Raw genomic sequence first — 16,181 nt, forward strand, 5'->3', positions numbered from 1 at the left:
TCGCTGATGAAGAACCGACTCCGCACCATCCTCTTCCGCACGCTCGCGATCGCGGGCGCCGTCATGCTCGCGGCCTGCGCGCAGATCGCGCCACCCGCGGCCGTTCCCGACCCCGACGCGCACGCCGACCTGCGCCGCTACGATGATGCGTGGTTTGCCGCCGCGCGCCTCGGCCGCATCGACATCCTGCAGTCACTCATCGACGCGCATTATCCGATCGACACGACGACGCGCGAAGGCTATACCGCCGTCATCCTCGCTGCGTACCGCGACCAGCCAGCGACGCTCGACTATCTGCTGCGCAACGGCGCAGACCCGTGCATCGGCGATCGTCACGGCAACACGGCACTGATGGGGGCGCTGTTCAAGGGCGAGACTGCGATCGCGAAGCGGCTGGCCGATACGCGCTGCCCGATCGACCAGACCAATCACGCCGGCGAAACGGCACTGTCGTTCGCCGCGCTGTTCGGCCGTCTCGACATGCTGCCGGTGCTCGTCGCACATGGCGCGAATCCGGATCACCTCGATGCACTCGGCCGCACCGCGTTGCAGAACGCAATTCTGCAAGGCAACGACGCTGCGGTTACCGCGCTCGAGAAGGTCGGTGCAACGCCTAACGCGGATGTGACGCTGCGATTGAGGCCGTGAACAGCATGGCGAATCGGTCCTGGTACGTATCGCAAGCGGAGGCTCCGACAGGATTACTGCTTGACCTTGAATTCGCCTTCGACGTTAGGCTTTTGCCCATCGTCATTTTTGCCGGCCTGCAAGGGGTAAGCGTCGAGCCTGCCAACGCAGGCACGCAACAAAGCGCCGTGGAAGTTCAACGTTGTTCGGCCGTCAGTTGCCTCAACTGTTCGAGCAGCTTTGCGGCAGGGCTCGGCAACAAACCGTGCCGACGTCGAAATGCGGTCAAGGTACGCCGCCCGACTACCCCTGGCAATTCGAGCGTATCGAACACCCCCGCCTTGCTCTCCGTCACGTACATCGGTTCAGCCATCCAACTCAGGAAACCTGATCTTGAGACGAGACTCTTCAACACGGTTATCGATCGGGTTTCGACCACGACGTTCGGTAATCCGAGCCCGTTCGCCACGAACACCTGCTGCATGTGCTCGAATGGCGCGGTGCCGCGCGGCGGGATCGCCCACTGTTGATCCAGCGTATCGGCCAGCGTGATCCCCGGTTTGGCGCGCAGCGGGTGATCGAGCGCCGCCACCACGTAGCTGTTGTCCTCCCAGCGACAGTCGTCGATCGCGACGATCTCTTCGGTGTCGGGTATTGCCATGCTGAGCGCAAGATCGATTTCGCGCTGCACCAGTGCCTCGGCTAGACGATCCCAGACGCCTTCGATCACTTGAACGCGCAAATTGGGCCACTTTTGCAACACGCCGCTCACGGCGAGCGGCAGCACAAGGCTCGCAATACTGCCTACCGCACCGCAGCGAATCGTCCCGCGTGCGAGCCCACGCATCGCGTCTATCTCTTCGCGTGCCTGCTCCGCCTCGCGTTGCAGCAGGATTGCGTGCGGCAGCAGCGCCTCCCCCACCGCAGTCAGGTGCATGCCGCGCGTATGGCGCTCGAATAAAGGGGCACCAACCTCGTCTTCGAGCCGGCGGATCGCCCGGCTCAGTGCCGGTTGGGTGACGTGCAAGGTCTCGGCCGCGCGACCGAGGCTACCGGCCGAGGCAATCGTGACAAATGCGTGAAGCTGCTGGAGATTGAAAGTCATGCCGAAAGGTAATGCCTTTTTGTGAAATCGGCAATTTCGGACTGTTCCGGATGTTTCGATAATGCGTACACCAAGACCGTACTGAACGACAGGAGACTTCAATGGCGCACAGCCTCCCACCGCAAAACCATCAAGGCAGCAACGCGCAGGGCATGACGGTACGCGATGCGGTGATCGACTTCGCGCGCCGCGTCGGCATGAACGTCGTGTTTGCCAACCCGGGCTCGACGGAACTCCCGATGTTCCGCGACTTCCCCGCCGATTTCCGCTATGTGCTGGGGCTGCAGGAAGCTGTCGTCGTCGGCATGGCCGACGGCTACGCACAGGCCAGCGGGCGAGCCGCCCTCGTGAACCTGCATTCGGCAGCCGGAGTCGGCAACGCGATGGGCAACATCTTCACCGCCTTCCGAAACCGGACACCGCTGGTGATTACGGCAGGACAACAGGCGCGCTCGATCCTGCCATTCGATCCGTTTCTTTCAGCCACGAGCGCCACAGAACTCCCCAAGCCCTATGTGAAGTGGAGCATCGAGCCGGCGCGCGCCGAGGATGTGCCGCTTGCCATCGCTCGCGCATGGGCGATCGCGATGCAGGAGCCGCGCGGGCCCGTGTTCGTTTCCATTCCGGTCGACGACTGGGACCATCCGGCCGAGCAACTGCCCGAGCGCGTCGTTTCGCACGTGACACGCCCCGCTGCGGACGCGCTCGCGCACATTGGGGATTTGCTCGATCAATGCGAGCGCCCCGCGTTCGTGGTGGGCGGCGCCGTGGATCGTGCCGGCGCCGTCGACGACCTCGTTCGCCTGGCGGAACGTCACTGCGCACGCGTGTACGTCGCACCCATGACCGGGCGCTGCAGTTTTCCGGAGTCTCATCGGCTGTTCGCCGGTTTTCTGCCCGCGATGCGCGAGCGCATCGTCGAACTGCTCGATGGCCACGACGTGGTGTTCGTCGTCGGTGCACCGGCCTTCAGCTATCACGTCGAAGGGCACGGCCCGCACGTTCCCGCGGGCGCGAAGCTTTGCCAGTTGATCGATGATCCGGGCACGGCAGCATGGACGCCTCAGGGCTTGGCCGTCGTCGGGAACGTGCGGCTCGGCATCCAGGATCTGCTCGAGCGCCGCGCGCCGCGCGGGCGGCCGTTGCCTGCACCCCGGCAGTTGCCGCCGCGCGCGCTTCCGCCCGGCCCAGGCGAGCGCATGTCGGTCGCGTTCGCGCTGCAAACGCTGAGCGAAGTCCGTCGCGCCGAAGACATCGTCGTCGAGGAAGCACCGAGCGCGCGTCCCGTGATGCAGGCCTATCTGCCCATCCAGCGGGCAGGCGGATTTCTGACCATGGATAGCGGCGGCCTGGGATTCGGGATGCCGGCAGCGGTCGGCGTGGCGTTGGCGCGCCCGGGCGAACGAGTGATTGCGGTAATCGGCGACGGCTCCAGCATGTACTCGATCCAGGCCATCTGGTCGGCAGTACATCTGCAATTGCCCATCACGTTCGTGATTCTGAACAACACACGCTATGCGGCATTACAGGATTTCGCGCCGGTGTTCGGCTTCGGACCGCAAGACCCTGTACAGGGCACGGACCTGCCCGGTCTCGATTTCGTGAAGATCGCCTCCGGCATGGGATGCCCGGGCGTGCGCCTGACCGACGCCGACGGCCTGCGCGACACGCTACGAAGTGCGCTGTCGGCAACCGGCCCGTCGCTCGTCGAAATTGAGGTCGCGTAAGCCGTCTTTGATTTTCGAACAATCCAGGAGACAAACGATGAAAACAGTGTCGATGCTGATCGACGGAGAGCGAGTCATGGCGCGCAACGGCGCGATGTTCGAGCGCCGTAATCCGCTTGACGGTGCGGTGGCGTCGCGCGCGCCCGCCGCCAGCGTCGAAGATGCAAACGCAGCGGCGGATGCCGCGGCCCGCGCGTTCCCGGTCTGGTCGGGCTTCGGCCCGCTCAAGCGGCGCGCGTTGCTGACGGCTGCGGCCCATGCGCTCGAAGCAAAGTCCGATGCCTTTGCAGCGGCAATGGCGTCCGAGACCGGCGCTTCCGGCCTGTGGGCCGGCTTCAACGTACACCTGGCGGCACAGGGCTTGCTCGAAGCCGCCGCGATGACCACGCAAATTGGCGGTGAACTGATCCCGTCGGACGTCCCCGGCAGCCTCGCCATGGGCATGCGTCAACCGGCGGGCGTCGTCCTCGGCATCGCGCCATGGAACGCGCCCATTATTCTGGGTGTGCGCGCAATCGCACTGCCACTCGCATGCGGCAACACCGTGGTGTTGAAGGGTTCGGAGATGTGTCCGGCCACGCACGGCCTGATCATCGAGGCGATGCAGGACGCCGGGTTGCCGCCCGGTACGGTGAATTTCGTGACGAACGCCCCGTCAGACGCCGCCCGCATCGTCGACGCGCTGGTCGCCCATCCGAAGGTCCGGCGGGTCAACTTCACGGGTTCGACTCGCGTGGGGCGCCTGATCGCGGAACAATGCGCCCGTCATCTGAAACCGGCAGTACTCGAACTCGGCGGCAAGGCGCCGTTCATCGTGCTTGACGATGCGGACATCGACGCTGCGGTCGATGCGGCAATCTTCGGTGCATTCGCAAATTCGGGGCAAATCTGCATGTCGACCGAGCGCATTATCGTCGACGAACAGATCGCCGATGCATTCGTCGAGCGGATCGCCATGCGCGCGCGTGCGCTGCCGCTCGGCGATCCGCGAAACGGTCCGGTGGTCCTCGGCTCGGTCGTCGACATGAGTACGGTCGAGCGCTGCAACGCACTGATCGACGATGCGCTCGCGCACGGCGCAACGCTGGTGTGTGGCGGCAAGGCTGACACCACCCTCATGCCGGCCACGTTGCTCGATCACGTCACGCCGGCGATGCGCATTTACCACGACGAATCATTTGGCCCGGTGAAGCCGATCGTACGTGTGCGCGGCGAGGAAGCCGCGATCGCTTGCGCGAACGACAACCCCTACGGTCTCGCGTCGGCGGTATTCAGTCGCGACAGCGCACGCGCGATGAACGTCGCTCGACGGATCGAATCGGGTATTTGTCACATCAATGGACCGACGGTACACGACGAGGCACACATGCCGTTCGGCGGCGTAAAGGACAGCGGCTTCGGGCGATTCGGCGGCCACGCGGGTATCGCGGAGTTCACCGACTTGCGGTGGATCACCCTGCAGACCAGTCCCCGCCACTACCCGTTCTGAGGAGCACGCCATGCAGATCGCAATTTTGGGTGCCGGCGCGATGGGTTCGTTCTTTGGCGGCCGTCTCGCGCTGGCCGGTCATTCGGTCAGCCTGCTCGATATCGACGACGCTCATCTCGCATCGATTCGCGGCAACGGCCTGCGGCTTTCGACGGATTCCGGCGAGCAGATCGTGCGCAATCTCGTCGCACTGAGGCCGGAAGAGGCCACCCTGCCAGTCGACCTCGTCATCGTCTTCACGAAGACGATGCATACGACCGCCGCGCTTGACGCCGCGAGCGCGGTGCTAGGCCCCGACACCGCCATCCTTTCGTTGCAAAACGGCTTGGGGAACGCCGAACGGCTCACCCAATCCGCATCGCCCGATCGGGTCATGGTCGGTGTGACCACGTGGCCTGCCGACAAGTCGGAACCCGGCGCCGTCAGCTCACATGGTCAAGGCACGATCCGGCTGATGAGCGCAAACGGCGCGCATACGAGCGCGCTCGAACAGACGGTCCACGCTTTGAACGATGCTGGCCTGTCGTGCCAGGTCGATCCCGATGTCTGGGCCGCGATTTGGGAAAAGGTTGCGTTCAACGCCGCCCTCAACAGCCTGTGTGCGGTGACGCAATGCATGGTCGGCGAGTTGACGAATACCGCTGACGGCGAAGTACTGGCGCTGAAGATCGTTTCGGAGGTTGTCGCCGTGGCGCATGCGCTCGGAATTTCGGCAAATGAAGCGCACGTGGCGTCGAATGTGCGCGATGCGCTCGCCCACCATCGCACGCATCGGCCATCGATGCTGCAGGACGTGCTGGCCGGCCGGCGCACCGAGATCGGAGCGATCAACGGTGCGGTAGTCGAGGCCGCCAGCAAGGTCGGTGTGGAGGTGCCGTATACGAACAGCCTGGCCTGCCTCGTCAGACTCGTCGAGGCCCGCGCTCGTTAGTCGGACAGCGCGACAGTTCGACACCGAAGCGCATGTCGGCTGTCACCAGGCATGTCGTTGAACCATTCGCCAACAAATCCACGCAGCCAGCCGCGGTGCGGATCGTAGCGCAACCCGCCGCGGACATTTCAAAGACAAGGGCACGCTGTGCGCCCCAGGAGACACAATGGACCAATCCCTTCCCGCGTCATCCGAGACGCGAACCTCATCAAGCGGCCCCCGCCCGCACGGCGGCGGAACGCTCGATATCGGGCACACGCTCGATCACGGCCCATACGCACTCGTACAGCAAATCGCTGTCGTCCTTGCAGCGCTTTCCATTGTCGTGGACGGCTTCGACAGTCAACTCATCGGCTTTGCGATCCCGGTCCTGATCAAGGAATGGGGCGTAACACGCGGGGCCTTTGCGCCGGTGGTCGCGGCGGGGTTGATCGGCATGGGAATCGGCAGCGCAGTGGCAGGCCTGTTCGCCGATCGATTCGGGCGTCGCTGGGCCGTCATCGCGAGCGTGTTGATTTTCGGCACGGCGACTTGCGCGATCGGGTTCGCGCCGAACATTGCCGCCATTGCCATGCTGCGCTTCGTGGCGGGTCTGGGTATCGGTGGAGCGCTGCCCACGTCGACGACAATCACCGCCGAATTCACACCGGCCCGGTATCGGACGCTTGCGGTAACCGCAACCATCGTTTGCGTACCGCTTGGCGGGATGCTCGCCGGATTGTTCGCAGGGCAGGTGTTGCCATCGTATGGATGGCGCGGCCTGTTCGTCGCGGGCGGCATCCTGCCGCTCATCCTGGGCATCGTGTTGCTCGTCATGCTGCCTGAATCGCCCCGCTATCTCGCGCGTCGTCGGCATCGCCGGCCCGACCTCGTGCGTCTGCTCACCCGCATGGGTCATCAACTCCACGCCGACACCACGTTTACCGATGCGCGCGAGCAGCAAACCGAAAAGCAGACGGGATTCCTGACCCTGTTCCGCGAGGGCCGCGCGCGCGATACGGTTTCGATCTGGAGCGCATTCTTTGCATGTCTGCTGGCCGTCTATGCGGCGTTCAGCTGGCTGCCCGCCATGCTCACAAGCGAGGGATTGTCGGTCGCGATCGCCGGCTACGGATTGACTGCCTACAATCTCGGCGGCGTGCTCGGCGCACTTGCGTGTGCGGTGGCAATCGCTCGCTACGGCTCGCGCGGCCCCCTGCTTCTATGCTGCATCGGGGGAGCCGTCAGTGCATGGCTGATCCTGGGTGTCGACCTGAAGCATCAGACTGCGTTGCTGATCATTGGACTCGGGCTGCACGGCCTGTTCGTCAACGCCGTCCAATCGACGATGTATGCGCTCTGCGCCTATGTCTATTCGACCGGCGTGCGGGCAACCGGCACTGCGTCCGCGCTTGCTTTTGGCCGGCTCGGCGCAATTCTCAGCGCATTTGCCGGTGCGACCGTTATTACTGCGACCGGGGGAACCGGCTACCTGCTGATGCTGGGCTCGGCGATGATGGTCGTGTTCGCCGCGCTTGCCGTCGTCCGTCAGCATATTCCCGCATCCGCAGATTCAAGGCGACGTTAGGCATGCGAATTTCCGGTGGCAATCGCCGATTGACGCCGGAAATTGGCGGAACCATATTTCTCGAGATGGTTCATGTGACGCAGCCGTCTGCCGTTGGAAGATCGAAAAATGGGATCGCCTGATATCTCGAACGCGAATTGCCGTGTTGACGAATCGCTCGTATCGCTCGCCAAATGGGAGCAGGCGGCGGCGCAATGCTGCGTTCCGCTTGCCATATCGCACGAGCGAGATGCGCACTTCTCGGGAAGCATACAAAGCGCGACGATCGCCGATGTCTGCGTCTCACGAATTTCCGGCGGACGGCATGTCGCCGAGCATGATGCCGCATCGGTCTCCAACACGGACGGAGACTATATCCTTGCCGGCCTGCAGTTGCAGGGGGCCGGCAAGTTGATTCAGGACGGACGTTCCGCTTCCGTCGAGCATCACGACCTCGTTTTTTTCGACTCGCGCAGACCGTTTCGCTGGGAGCTCTCCGAGCCGTTCGACCAAATCTGCATACGGTTCCCGATGTCGCTGGTCACGTACCGGATCCCGCTTCGGGACACCTTCGTCGCCCATACGATTTCCGGCACGCAAGGCCTGGGCATGCTCGTGGCTCAACACCTCATCACACTGTGCGCCGAACGCGACCGGCTCGCCCGTTCTCCGAGCGCGCCGCAAATTTCCACGTCGGCTGCGGATATGGTCGGCGGGCTGCTGGCGGAGTGGATGCAAGTCCGCCCCGGCCCTCGAACCAATCTTCATGCGATGCACTTGCAACAGTTGCGTCAGTTCATCTCGAACAATCTTCGGAACCCCGATTTGAATGCCGACATGGCGGCAGCAGCGCTGGGCATATCGGCACGCTATCTTCATCGCCTCGTTCAACAAGATGAAACCACCATCGGCCGTATGATTCTCGTTGCCAGACTGGAGCGCTGTGCGCAGTGGCTCTCGCTGAAATGCTATGCAAATTGCTCGATCGAGCAGATCGCGGGAACCTGGGGATTTGCGAGCGCGGCGCATTTCAGTCGAGCGTTTCGTGCTCATTACATGAAAACGCCGCGCGAATACCGGCTAATCCATCAGTCGACAGCGTCCTGATGGTCGTCGGTGTCGCTCGGTGCGCCCTCCCGCGCCGGCAACGGCGACCTGCACGACGCATCGCTTTGGCCGGCATGCTCCACGCACCGCCGCGGTTGCTTGTCGAACCAGAGTCGCAAGACGTCGGGGCGCGCGTAGTGCCCGACGGGATCCGCTGCCGCCTTCGCGAGCGAGATGCGCGCGAGGTCGATGTCAACGTACAGCAACCCTTCCGTCGCCTCCGGTAGTTTCTCGACGAGCGATTCTCCGTCCGGCCCGTACGCCACGGCGTGCCCGCCGCCGGCACGGATCATCGCACGCTTGTCTGCCGTGTCGCACAACATGTCGACCATTTGCTCGCTGATCACCGCGCACGGTGCGAGCACGAAGCACGAACCCTCAACGGCATAAACCCGGCTGACCGCGTTGTTCACCTCATGCCCGAGCGCGGGCGCGAATTCATACATGGAGAAACTCGGCCAAGCCGCGACGTGCACCTGTTCGTGCTGCGCATACATCGCGTACTTGGTCAGGGGCTGAATGTGCTCCCAGCAACACAATGCACCGACGCGGCCGATATCGAGATCGTGCACGGCCAGATCGCTGCCGTCGCCATCGCCGAACACAGTGCGCTCGACATGAGTCGGTCGCAGCTTGCGGCGCGTGGCGACAGTCGCGCCATCCGGACCGATGATCCACTGCGCGATATAAAGGCTGCCGCCGGATCGCTCCGACAAGCCCAGTACCACGGTCATCTTGTTGCGTGCCGCGGCGTCCCTCAGAGCCGCTGCTTGCGGCCCGTCATACGTCATCGAATTGTCGAAATAGCGCTGGACGAAGCCTGCCCCAAGCGCCCATGCGGGAGATCCAAGCCACACATGGAACGGATAGCCCGGCAGCCAGGTTTCCGGAAATGCAATCAGCGAGGCTCCCTTTTGTCCGGCTTCGTCGATCAAGGCGATCGTTTTATCGATCCCTCTGTCGAGGTTCAGGAATTCGGGAGCAGCCTGAACGACTGCCGCAACGTACTTCGGATGTTCTAGTGCCATTTGAGTACCTGTGATTGAACTGAACACCGTTCCGACTAGAACCGGTGTTGAATGCCTACCGACGCTGCCAGCGTATTGCCGTCCGGGATGCGGGTAAGGTCGCCGTTTGCGGCGACGCCGGTTCCCATGCCGCCATGATTGTTGACAAGCGCGACTTGCGCATAAAGCGACGTCCTCACCGACAACGAGTACATGCCGCCCACCGAATACATCAGCGAGTGACTGCCGCTCGCCGATCGGTCCTTCGAGTAGTACACCCCGCAGTCCAGGAGAATCGGAGCAGACGGCTTCCATGAGAGCCCGCCACCGTAGGTCATGTAGTTCGGGCTGCCAGGCGCCGCGTTATTGCGCAGGCGAATGGCGAGCGCGTAACCGGTGACCGATTCGAACGAATATGACGCCCCCAGCGTGGCACCGTCTATCGCCGTCTGGCCTGAGGTCGTGTCTTTCGCCTGATAGTACGCGGCGTCGGCGGAGAACGGTCCTGCCTCGTATGTCAGTGACCCGGAGAGCCGACGCCCCTTGACGCCGCTCCCTGCAATTCCGCCCGGTGCGTACTGAACGCTGCCCGTGAAGCCGCCGAGTGTCGGTGACGTGTACACGAATGAGTTGGCATCGAAAATCCCGTTGATTCCGATCTTGCCCAGATATTCCGTGAACGCGCTCGCGAAATTGGACATGGCTCGCGGGTCGCGGCCGCCGATCGCCAGAAAGAACGGCGAAAATTGCAGGCCAGCCTTGATGTCGCCGAAACCACCCGTTGCCTGGACGTACGCGTGTCGGCCAAAAATACCGCCGTTGGAATTACCGAACTGCCCTGTCGTCGTCGAAAATCCGTTCTCGAGCGCGAAACCGATTTTGGTCCCGCCGCCGATGTCTTCCTGTCCTTTCAGCCCCCAGATCGACGGCGCCCATCCGCCATCGAGCGCTCCCTTCAACGCCCCGGCGTTGCCGGAGGACTTGGTTTGGTAGACAAGGCCCGTATCGACGATGCCATACAAAGTGACATTCGACTGACCAAAGGCGTGCGTCGATACGCCTCCCAGAGTTGCCATGGCCAGAAAGGCAACTGACGGTCGCTGAAGCATTTTCATTTGAAGGTCTCCAATGGAATTTAGTTTTTCTGTGCGGTCAGGCTTTCATGCGTCGTGGCGTGACCGCGCCTTCCCGGTGCGGTTTCCCTCAGCAGAAAGGCGAGCAGAAAACCGGCGCCGAGCGCGGCAGAGGCAAACAGGATCGTGAACTGAAGGCCCATATGCTGAGCAATGAAGCCGGCAATGGCTGGCGCGACACCACCGCCGAAAATCTCGCCGGCGCCTACGACTGCGCCCACCGCGGACGAGGTCAGGGATGAAGGCACGGCCTCGGCCGCAACCGGACCCGCCATCAGCGAGATCGCGCCGCAGCAGAAGAAGGCAATCGCAAACAGGAGCACGAACAACACCGCCGGAACAGTCGGCGCATAAGCGAAGGCGAGCAAGGACGCACAGCCGGCAAGGAAGGTGATCTTCGCGGCATTCCTGCGCCCGATGGAGTCGGATATGCCGCACACGAAGATCTGACCGGCAAATCCACCAAATCCGAGGCCAGACATCACGAAGCCCATCTGTGCCGTCGGCATGTGACGGAAGTCGGTCAGATACACCGGGGTAATGGCCGCGAGAACGAACAGTCCGGCCATTGCACAGAAGATGGCACCCATGCCGACGCGCACGTTGCCGTAACGGAGCACCGAACCCCAACTTTCCCGGTGCTGTGCGCGATCGGGCGACTCCGTCGAGGCAATGTGAGCCGGTTCACGAATCGTTCGGTACATCAGGAATGCGAGCACCAACCCCGGTGCGGCGACGATTGCGAACACGAGGCGCCACGAAGGAACGACCGACAGCAGCTGCGTGGCGATAATCGGCCCAAGACCGAGCCCGAAAAGTGCGAAGCAGCCCTGAATGATTCCCAGGTTCAGCCCGCGCCGGGCGGGGGGCGACGCGTCGTCTCCTGCCGCGAAGCTGGCGGGACAATACGCGCCTTCGGTGATGCCCATCAGTACGCGCGTCATCATGAGCACGCCGACACCGCCAACGAGGCCGGTTGACCCCGACAGCAGCGAAAACAGGATGATGGCGGGAATCAAGATCTTGCGCCTGCCGACTGTGTCCGACAGACGTCCCATCAAGATCGCGGACACACCCCACGCAAGGCCCAGCACGGCCGTGACGTTGCCGAGATCCTGATAGGTGAGACCCAAATCCCGCATCATTTGCGGGAACAGCGGTGTAATGAGCCAGCGGTCGAGACCCACCAGCCCGAAGCCAAGCGCGAGCAACACAATCGCCCGCCGTTCATATGTCGAATTTGATCTGATGTTTGAATTCATGGTGCAACCCCCTTGCGTCTCCCGCAACCAGTCCTGAGCATGTACGTCCACTTGTTGACCCTCTCCGGCATGTACCGCATGTCGGAGTGGCGTCAGGGCAATCGTGCGTCGCGGAAATTTTCAGAGGTTGACTGACAGCGAACTGCTTCTTGACGTGGAGCGCATCGCATAAAAAGCATCGACACGGCGCAGATTGATGCGAGGGAGCACTTGTAAATCGGATGTAAAGTACATCCATCAGGAAAAATGACAGCAACTCGCGTCGGCGTTCGCGTCGAGTTCGCTGCAATCGATGCACCAGCGCTAAGCGCAAGTTTCCAGGAAACCCGAAATCGGGCGACGTTGCGATTCCACGCAATTTCGCAGCGGACCTTTCCTGTGCAGCGCCTTAATCGACCGTCACACGATCTCCAATAATGACCGCTCGATCCGTCGGCCCACGTGCCGACGCGACCCACCGGCGATCGGGCCGGAGACCAACGATAAAAAATCCTATGCATTCCTATAAGACTGGACAGCCCGCCGGCACGCGCGCTGCTGTGACGCACGCCGGCCGTCGCACCAGTGCGCTCCCGGAGACCATGATTGCTGCTTGCCTGGCCGGATTCATTCCGTGCGTCGCGCACGCACAGAGCAGCGTGACGCTGTACGGCCTGATCGAAACGTCGATCACCTACGCAACCAATCAGCGGACGCAAGGCGCCGGTTCTCCGGGCAGCGGCAGCGTCGCGCTGACGAGCGGCGCATTGAACGCATCGCGCTGGGGGCTGCGCGGCCGTGAGGATCTCGGTGGCGGGACGGCCGCGGTCTTCGCGCTCGAAAATGGCTTCTCGGGCACGACCGGCAAGCTGTCGCAGAAAGGCGTCGACATGTTCGGCCGTCAGGCGTGGATCGGTGTGAGTTCGCGCACGGCCGGCACGCTCACGTTCGGCCGCCAGTACGACCTGATCCTCGATTTCGTGACGCCGCTTGGTGCGTCGGGCCCCGGCTGGGGTGGCAATCTCGCGGTACACCCGTACGACAACGACGACTCGAACCGCAACCTGCGCATCAATCACGCGGTGAAGTACACGAGCCCGACGTATCGCGGGCTGACGTTTGGCGCGCTGTACGGGTTCTCGAACACGGCCGGCGCATTCTCGAACAACGCCGTCTGGAGCTCGGGGCTCGGCTATGCGAACGGACCGCTGAAGCTCGGCGCCGGTTACCTGAAGATCAGCCGCGACCGCAACGCGTCGAACCCGGACGGCGCACTGAGCACGGTCGACGGCTCGGCGACGATCACGGGCGGCAACCAGCAGGTCTGGGCCGTGGCCGGCCGCTATGCGTTCGGTCTGCATTCGGTCGGCGCCGCGTGGTCGCACTCGGCCACCGACGGCGTGAGCGGCGTGCTCCAGGGCGGCGGCATCACGCCGCTGAAGGGTGAATCGCTGGTCTTCGACAACTTCACGGTCGACGGCCGCTATTGCGTCACGCCGGCGTTCAGCCTGTCCGCCGCGTACACGTACACGATGGGCCGTTTCGACACGCGCACGGGCCAGACGCGCCCGAAATGGAACCACGTGGTCACGCAGGCTGGCTATGCGTTCTCGAACCGCACGGACGCGTATCTCGAAGCCGTCTATCAAAGCGTGAGCGGCGGCAACGGCAATCCGGCGTTCAACGCAACCGTGTGGACGATGACGCCATCCGCCAACAGCAACCAGGTCGTCGTCGCGCTCGGATTGCGGCACAAGTTCTGATACCTGCGCTGGTTCGCGCCCGACAGGCGGTCGTCGTTTAAGCCTCGCTTAATCGTCGCTGCCTACGCTGGAATGGCCGCGCCGGTGCGCGGCCATTCCGTGCCCGACACGCTTGCGCCGCACGCGCCTGCGCAGGCGAAAAGCCGGGATTGCAACGCAACACAACGCGCACGCGCTGCGGGCGCGGCGCTGCATGTTGCCCGCGCGCCACGCGCCCTCCTGGTGCACAGCGCCCTTCGACGAAGGCGGAGCACGTCATGGACACCCCTTCCCCGCCGCTTCAAACGATCGACGTGCAGCGGCGCACGTTGCTCATCGCGACGACCGTCACCGGCGGCATCGGCTGCCTTGCGACCGCGATTCCGTTCGTCGACTCGCTGTCGCCGCCGGCCAGTGCGCTGGCAGCCGGCGCGCCGGTCACGGTCGACATCGGCTGGCTCGCCGAAGGCGCGATGATGACGGTCGGATGGCGCGGCAAGCCGGTCTTCATCGTCAACCGGACGGCCGCGATGCTCGATGCCGTGACGAAAGCCACGCCGATGGTCGCGGATCCCGCCACGCTGCATCCGTTCTCGATGCCGTTGCCAGACTATTGCCGCAATCCGTTCCGCGCGCGGGCCGATCGCCGCAACCTGCTGGTGGTGGTCGGCGTCTGCACGCATCTGGGCTGCACGCCGATTCCGCGCTTCCAGGCGGGTGCGCAGCCGAACCTGCCCGACGACTGGCCGGGCGGATTCCTGTGCCCGTGCCACGGCTCGACCTACGATCTCGCCGGGCGCGTGTTCCGCGACAAGCCCGCGCCGCAGAACCTGGACGTACCGCGCTATCTGTTCACGTCGCGCACCGAACTCGTGATCGGCCGGGACGAACACGGCGAAGCGTGACGCCGCTGCCCGCTGCCCGCTGCTGCGGAATCGCGCATCCCGCGCCGCTCGCGCAAGCAAGAATGCGTCCTGCCCCGTTTCCGCGCGAAATAGACGAAGAAACTGGTCACGCTGTGACATTTTTCCTAATCTAGTTGCAGCGGCGCCGTGATTCGGCGTTCCTGCGGAGACAATCTTTCATATGGCACATCGCTGGCTTACGAAAGTGCATCGCACGACGCACGGAAGCCGGCACTTTCGTGCCGTCTCGGCCGGATTCGTGACATGCCGGTTCGCACCCGCGACGCTTTCCACGCAGTCAACCGCAGGAGACGCACAATGAGCAAAACGAACCGATTTGCGGTGCTGGCAGCTTTCGCCCTGCTGGCGGGTTGCCACCACGCGGCGAAAACGCCCGAGAATGCCGGCATGGCACCGGCGCCCTCGAGCGAGGCGGTCGCCACGGTTTCGGCCGACGATCTCAACAATCCGAACAGCCCGCTCGCAAAGCGCAGCGTCTATTTCGACTTCGACCAGTATTCCGTGAAGCCGGAATACCAGTCGCTGCTGCAGGCGCATGCCGACTACCTGCGCAGCCATCCGTCGCGCCATGTGCTGATCCAGGGCAACACCGACGAACGCGGCACGTCCGAATACAACCTCGCGCTCGGCGAACGCCGTTCGCAGGCCGTCATGAGCGCGCTTGAAACGCTGGGCGTGCAGGCCTCGCAACTCGAAGCGGTCAGCCTCGGCAAGGAAAAACCGGTCGCGCTCGGCCACGACGAAGATTCATGGGCACAGAATCGTCGCGCCGACCTTGTCTATCGTTGAGCGGATGCAGCCGCAGTGGCGGCATCCGGCCACGCTTCATCCGTAGCCAGTCATGCAGCGACTCGCCGGGGCGCACCGCTCGCCCCGGCTGCGCGTCGTTGCGATGCGACTCAGCTCGTCTGGTTCATACGCACCATCATCCCGGCCGTCTCGTCGCGGCCGGGCGCGCAGCGCAGCGCCATCACGTACACGATCACGCTCCACACCGACACGGCGAGGCTGTCCCGGCCGAAACCGATCGCGCCGAGGCCGCCGCCGATCCCGCCCAGCCACGACAGCAGCCAGAGCCCGCCGAACCACGGCAGCAGCCACGCGATGTGCTTCCAGCCGAATTCGCGCGTGCTGCGGCGCAGGATCGCGTGATGGTACCGCGCATACGCGACGAACCCGATCGCCACCAGCGAGCACCAGCGAGAACCAGCGAGAACCAGCGAGAACAGGAAATTGTCGGTGCGAATGTCGATCTGGACCGATACGCAAAAAGCATGGAATAAACCGCCCGCCGGAAACGTTTCGTCATCGCGCGCTCGCCGGTTCACGCGAACCGCGTGGCCGCGCAGCCTGCGCGGCGAAAGGAGAGTGAAATGAACTCGGCAAGACTGGCCGCGGCACTGCTCGCGGCGCTGATGCTGGTGCTGTCGGCGGGATGTACGTCGTCGGGCGGCGGCGTATCGCAAGGCCCCGGCATGAGCCGGTATGGCGGTGCGGGCGGCAGCGGAGGTGGAGGTGGTGGTGGCGGAGGGGGCGGCGGTTACTGAGGCGCCGTCGGACAGGTTCGAGCGGGACGTCATGCGCGAGCGCAGCCGGAAAC

Annotated in this window: 15 protein-coding genes; 10 read left to right on the plus strand and 5 right to left on the minus strand. The window is 63.7% G+C overall.

Translation table 11 applies throughout. From position 1 onward, the window contains the following. Window positions 1-6: 6 nt before the first annotated feature. The gene (locus DIE15_RS00705; protein WP_124831978.1) at window positions 7-648 is read left to right on the plus strand and encodes an ankyrin repeat domain-containing protein; all 642 of its coding nucleotides are present in this window, start codon (window positions 7-9) and stop codon (window positions 646-648) included. A 175-nt stretch (window positions 649-823) separates the two neighbouring features. Here DIE15_RS00705 and DIE15_RS00710 read toward each other — a convergent pair whose 3' ends face one another. Beyond that, the gene (locus tag DIE15_RS00710) at window positions 824-1,732 is read right to left on the minus strand and encodes a LysR family transcriptional regulator (protein ID WP_057927251.1); all 909 of its coding nucleotides are present in this window, start codon (window positions 1,730-1,732) and stop codon (window positions 824-826) included. Between the two features lie 101 nt (window positions 1,733-1,833). Here DIE15_RS00710 and mdlC point away from each other — a divergent pair, with 101 nt between their 5' ends. From mdlC to DIE15_RS00735, 5 genes are all read left to right on the plus strand, one after another. Continuing rightward, complete coding sequence (gene mdlC / locus DIE15_RS00715) at window positions 1,834-3,459, plus strand: benzoylformate decarboxylase (RefSeq protein ID WP_124831980.1); 1,626 nt, start codon at window positions 1,834-1,836, stop codon at window positions 3,457-3,459. 37 nt (window positions 3,460-3,496) lie between these two features. After that, window positions 3,497-4,948, plus strand: a complete 1,452-nt coding sequence (locus DIE15_RS00720; protein WP_124831982.1) for an aldehyde dehydrogenase — start codon at window positions 3,497-3,499, stop codon at window positions 4,946-4,948. A 10-nt stretch (window positions 4,949-4,958) separates the two neighbouring features. Next, entirely contained in the window at window positions 4,959-5,879 is a 921-nt protein-coding gene (locus DIE15_RS00725) for a ketopantoate reductase family protein (protein ID WP_057927254.1), read from the plus strand. A gap of 166 nt (window positions 5,880-6,045) precedes the next feature. Further along, window positions 6,046-7,446 carry an MFS transporter gene (locus DIE15_RS00730; protein WP_124831984.1) on the plus strand — a complete coding sequence of 467 codons (1,401 nt, stop codon included), beginning with the start codon at window positions 6,046-6,048 and terminating at the stop codon, window positions 7,444-7,446. 108 nt (window positions 7,447-7,554) lie between these two features. Further along, complete coding sequence (locus DIE15_RS00735; RefSeq protein WP_124831986.1) at window positions 7,555-8,532, plus strand: helix-turn-helix domain-containing protein; 978 nt, start codon at window positions 7,555-7,557, stop codon at window positions 8,530-8,532. Here the strand turns inward: DIE15_RS00735 and DIE15_RS00740 are convergent. From DIE15_RS00740 to DIE15_RS00750, 3 genes are read right to left on the minus strand one after another with little or no spacing between them, the layout of a single operon-like run. Further along, window positions 8,514-9,560, minus strand: a complete 1,047-nt coding sequence (locus tag DIE15_RS00740) for a carbon-nitrogen hydrolase family protein (protein ID WP_124831988.1) — start codon at window positions 9,558-9,560, stop codon at window positions 8,514-8,516. The two genes, DIE15_RS00735 and DIE15_RS00740, sit on opposite strands and share 19 nt — an antisense overlap. Window positions 9,561-9,595: 35 nt before the next feature. Then, window positions 9,596-10,654, minus strand: a complete 1,059-nt coding sequence (locus DIE15_RS00745; protein WP_124831990.1) for a porin — start codon at window positions 10,652-10,654, stop codon at window positions 9,596-9,598. Window positions 10,655-10,674: 20 nt separating this feature from the next. Beyond that, window positions 10,675-11,934, minus strand: a complete 1,260-nt coding sequence (locus DIE15_RS00750; RefSeq protein WP_057927258.1) for an MFS transporter — start codon at window positions 11,932-11,934, stop codon at window positions 10,675-10,677. Window positions 11,935-12,428: 494 nt separating this feature from the next. Here DIE15_RS00750 and DIE15_RS00755 point away from each other — a divergent pair, with 494 nt between their 5' ends. The 3 genes from DIE15_RS00755 to pal all read left to right on the plus strand — a co-directional run bounded on the left by DIE15_RS00755 (window position 12,429) and on the right by pal (window position 15,370). Further along, window positions 12,429-13,676 carry a porin gene (locus DIE15_RS00755; protein ID WP_124831992.1) on the plus strand — a complete coding sequence of 416 codons (1,248 nt, stop codon included), beginning with the start codon at window positions 12,429-12,431 and terminating at the stop codon, window positions 13,674-13,676. A 257-nt stretch (window positions 13,677-13,933) separates the two neighbouring features. Continuing rightward, a complete protein-coding gene (gene petA, locus DIE15_RS00760; protein WP_124831994.1) occupies window positions 13,934-14,560 on the plus strand; it encodes a ubiquinol-cytochrome c reductase iron-sulfur subunit in 627 nt (208 codons plus the stop codon). Window positions 14,561-14,878: 318 nt separating this feature from the next. Continuing rightward, entirely contained in the window at window positions 14,879-15,370 is a 492-nt protein-coding gene (pal, locus tag DIE15_RS00765) for a peptidoglycan-associated lipoprotein Pal (protein ID WP_057927261.1), read from the plus strand. 110 nt (window positions 15,371-15,480) lie between these two features. Here the strand turns inward: pal and DIE15_RS00770 are convergent, their stop codons facing one another. Further along, complete coding sequence (locus tag DIE15_RS00770) at window positions 15,481-15,909, minus strand: hypothetical protein (RefSeq protein WP_185734319.1); 429 nt, start codon at window positions 15,907-15,909, stop codon at window positions 15,481-15,483. Window positions 15,910-15,954: 45 nt separating this feature from the next. Here DIE15_RS00770 and DIE15_RS36815 point away from each other — a divergent pair, with 45 nt between their 5' ends. Beyond that, entirely contained in the window at window positions 15,955-16,128 is a 174-nt protein-coding gene (locus DIE15_RS36815; protein ID WP_175824721.1) for a hypothetical protein, read from the plus strand. Window positions 16,129-16,181 lie beyond the last annotated feature (53 nt).

This window comes from Burkholderia sp. Bp9031, assembly GCF_003857965.1.
Taxonomy (GTDB): Bacteria; Pseudomonadota; Gammaproteobacteria; order Burkholderiales; family Burkholderiaceae; genus Burkholderia; species Burkholderia ambifaria_A.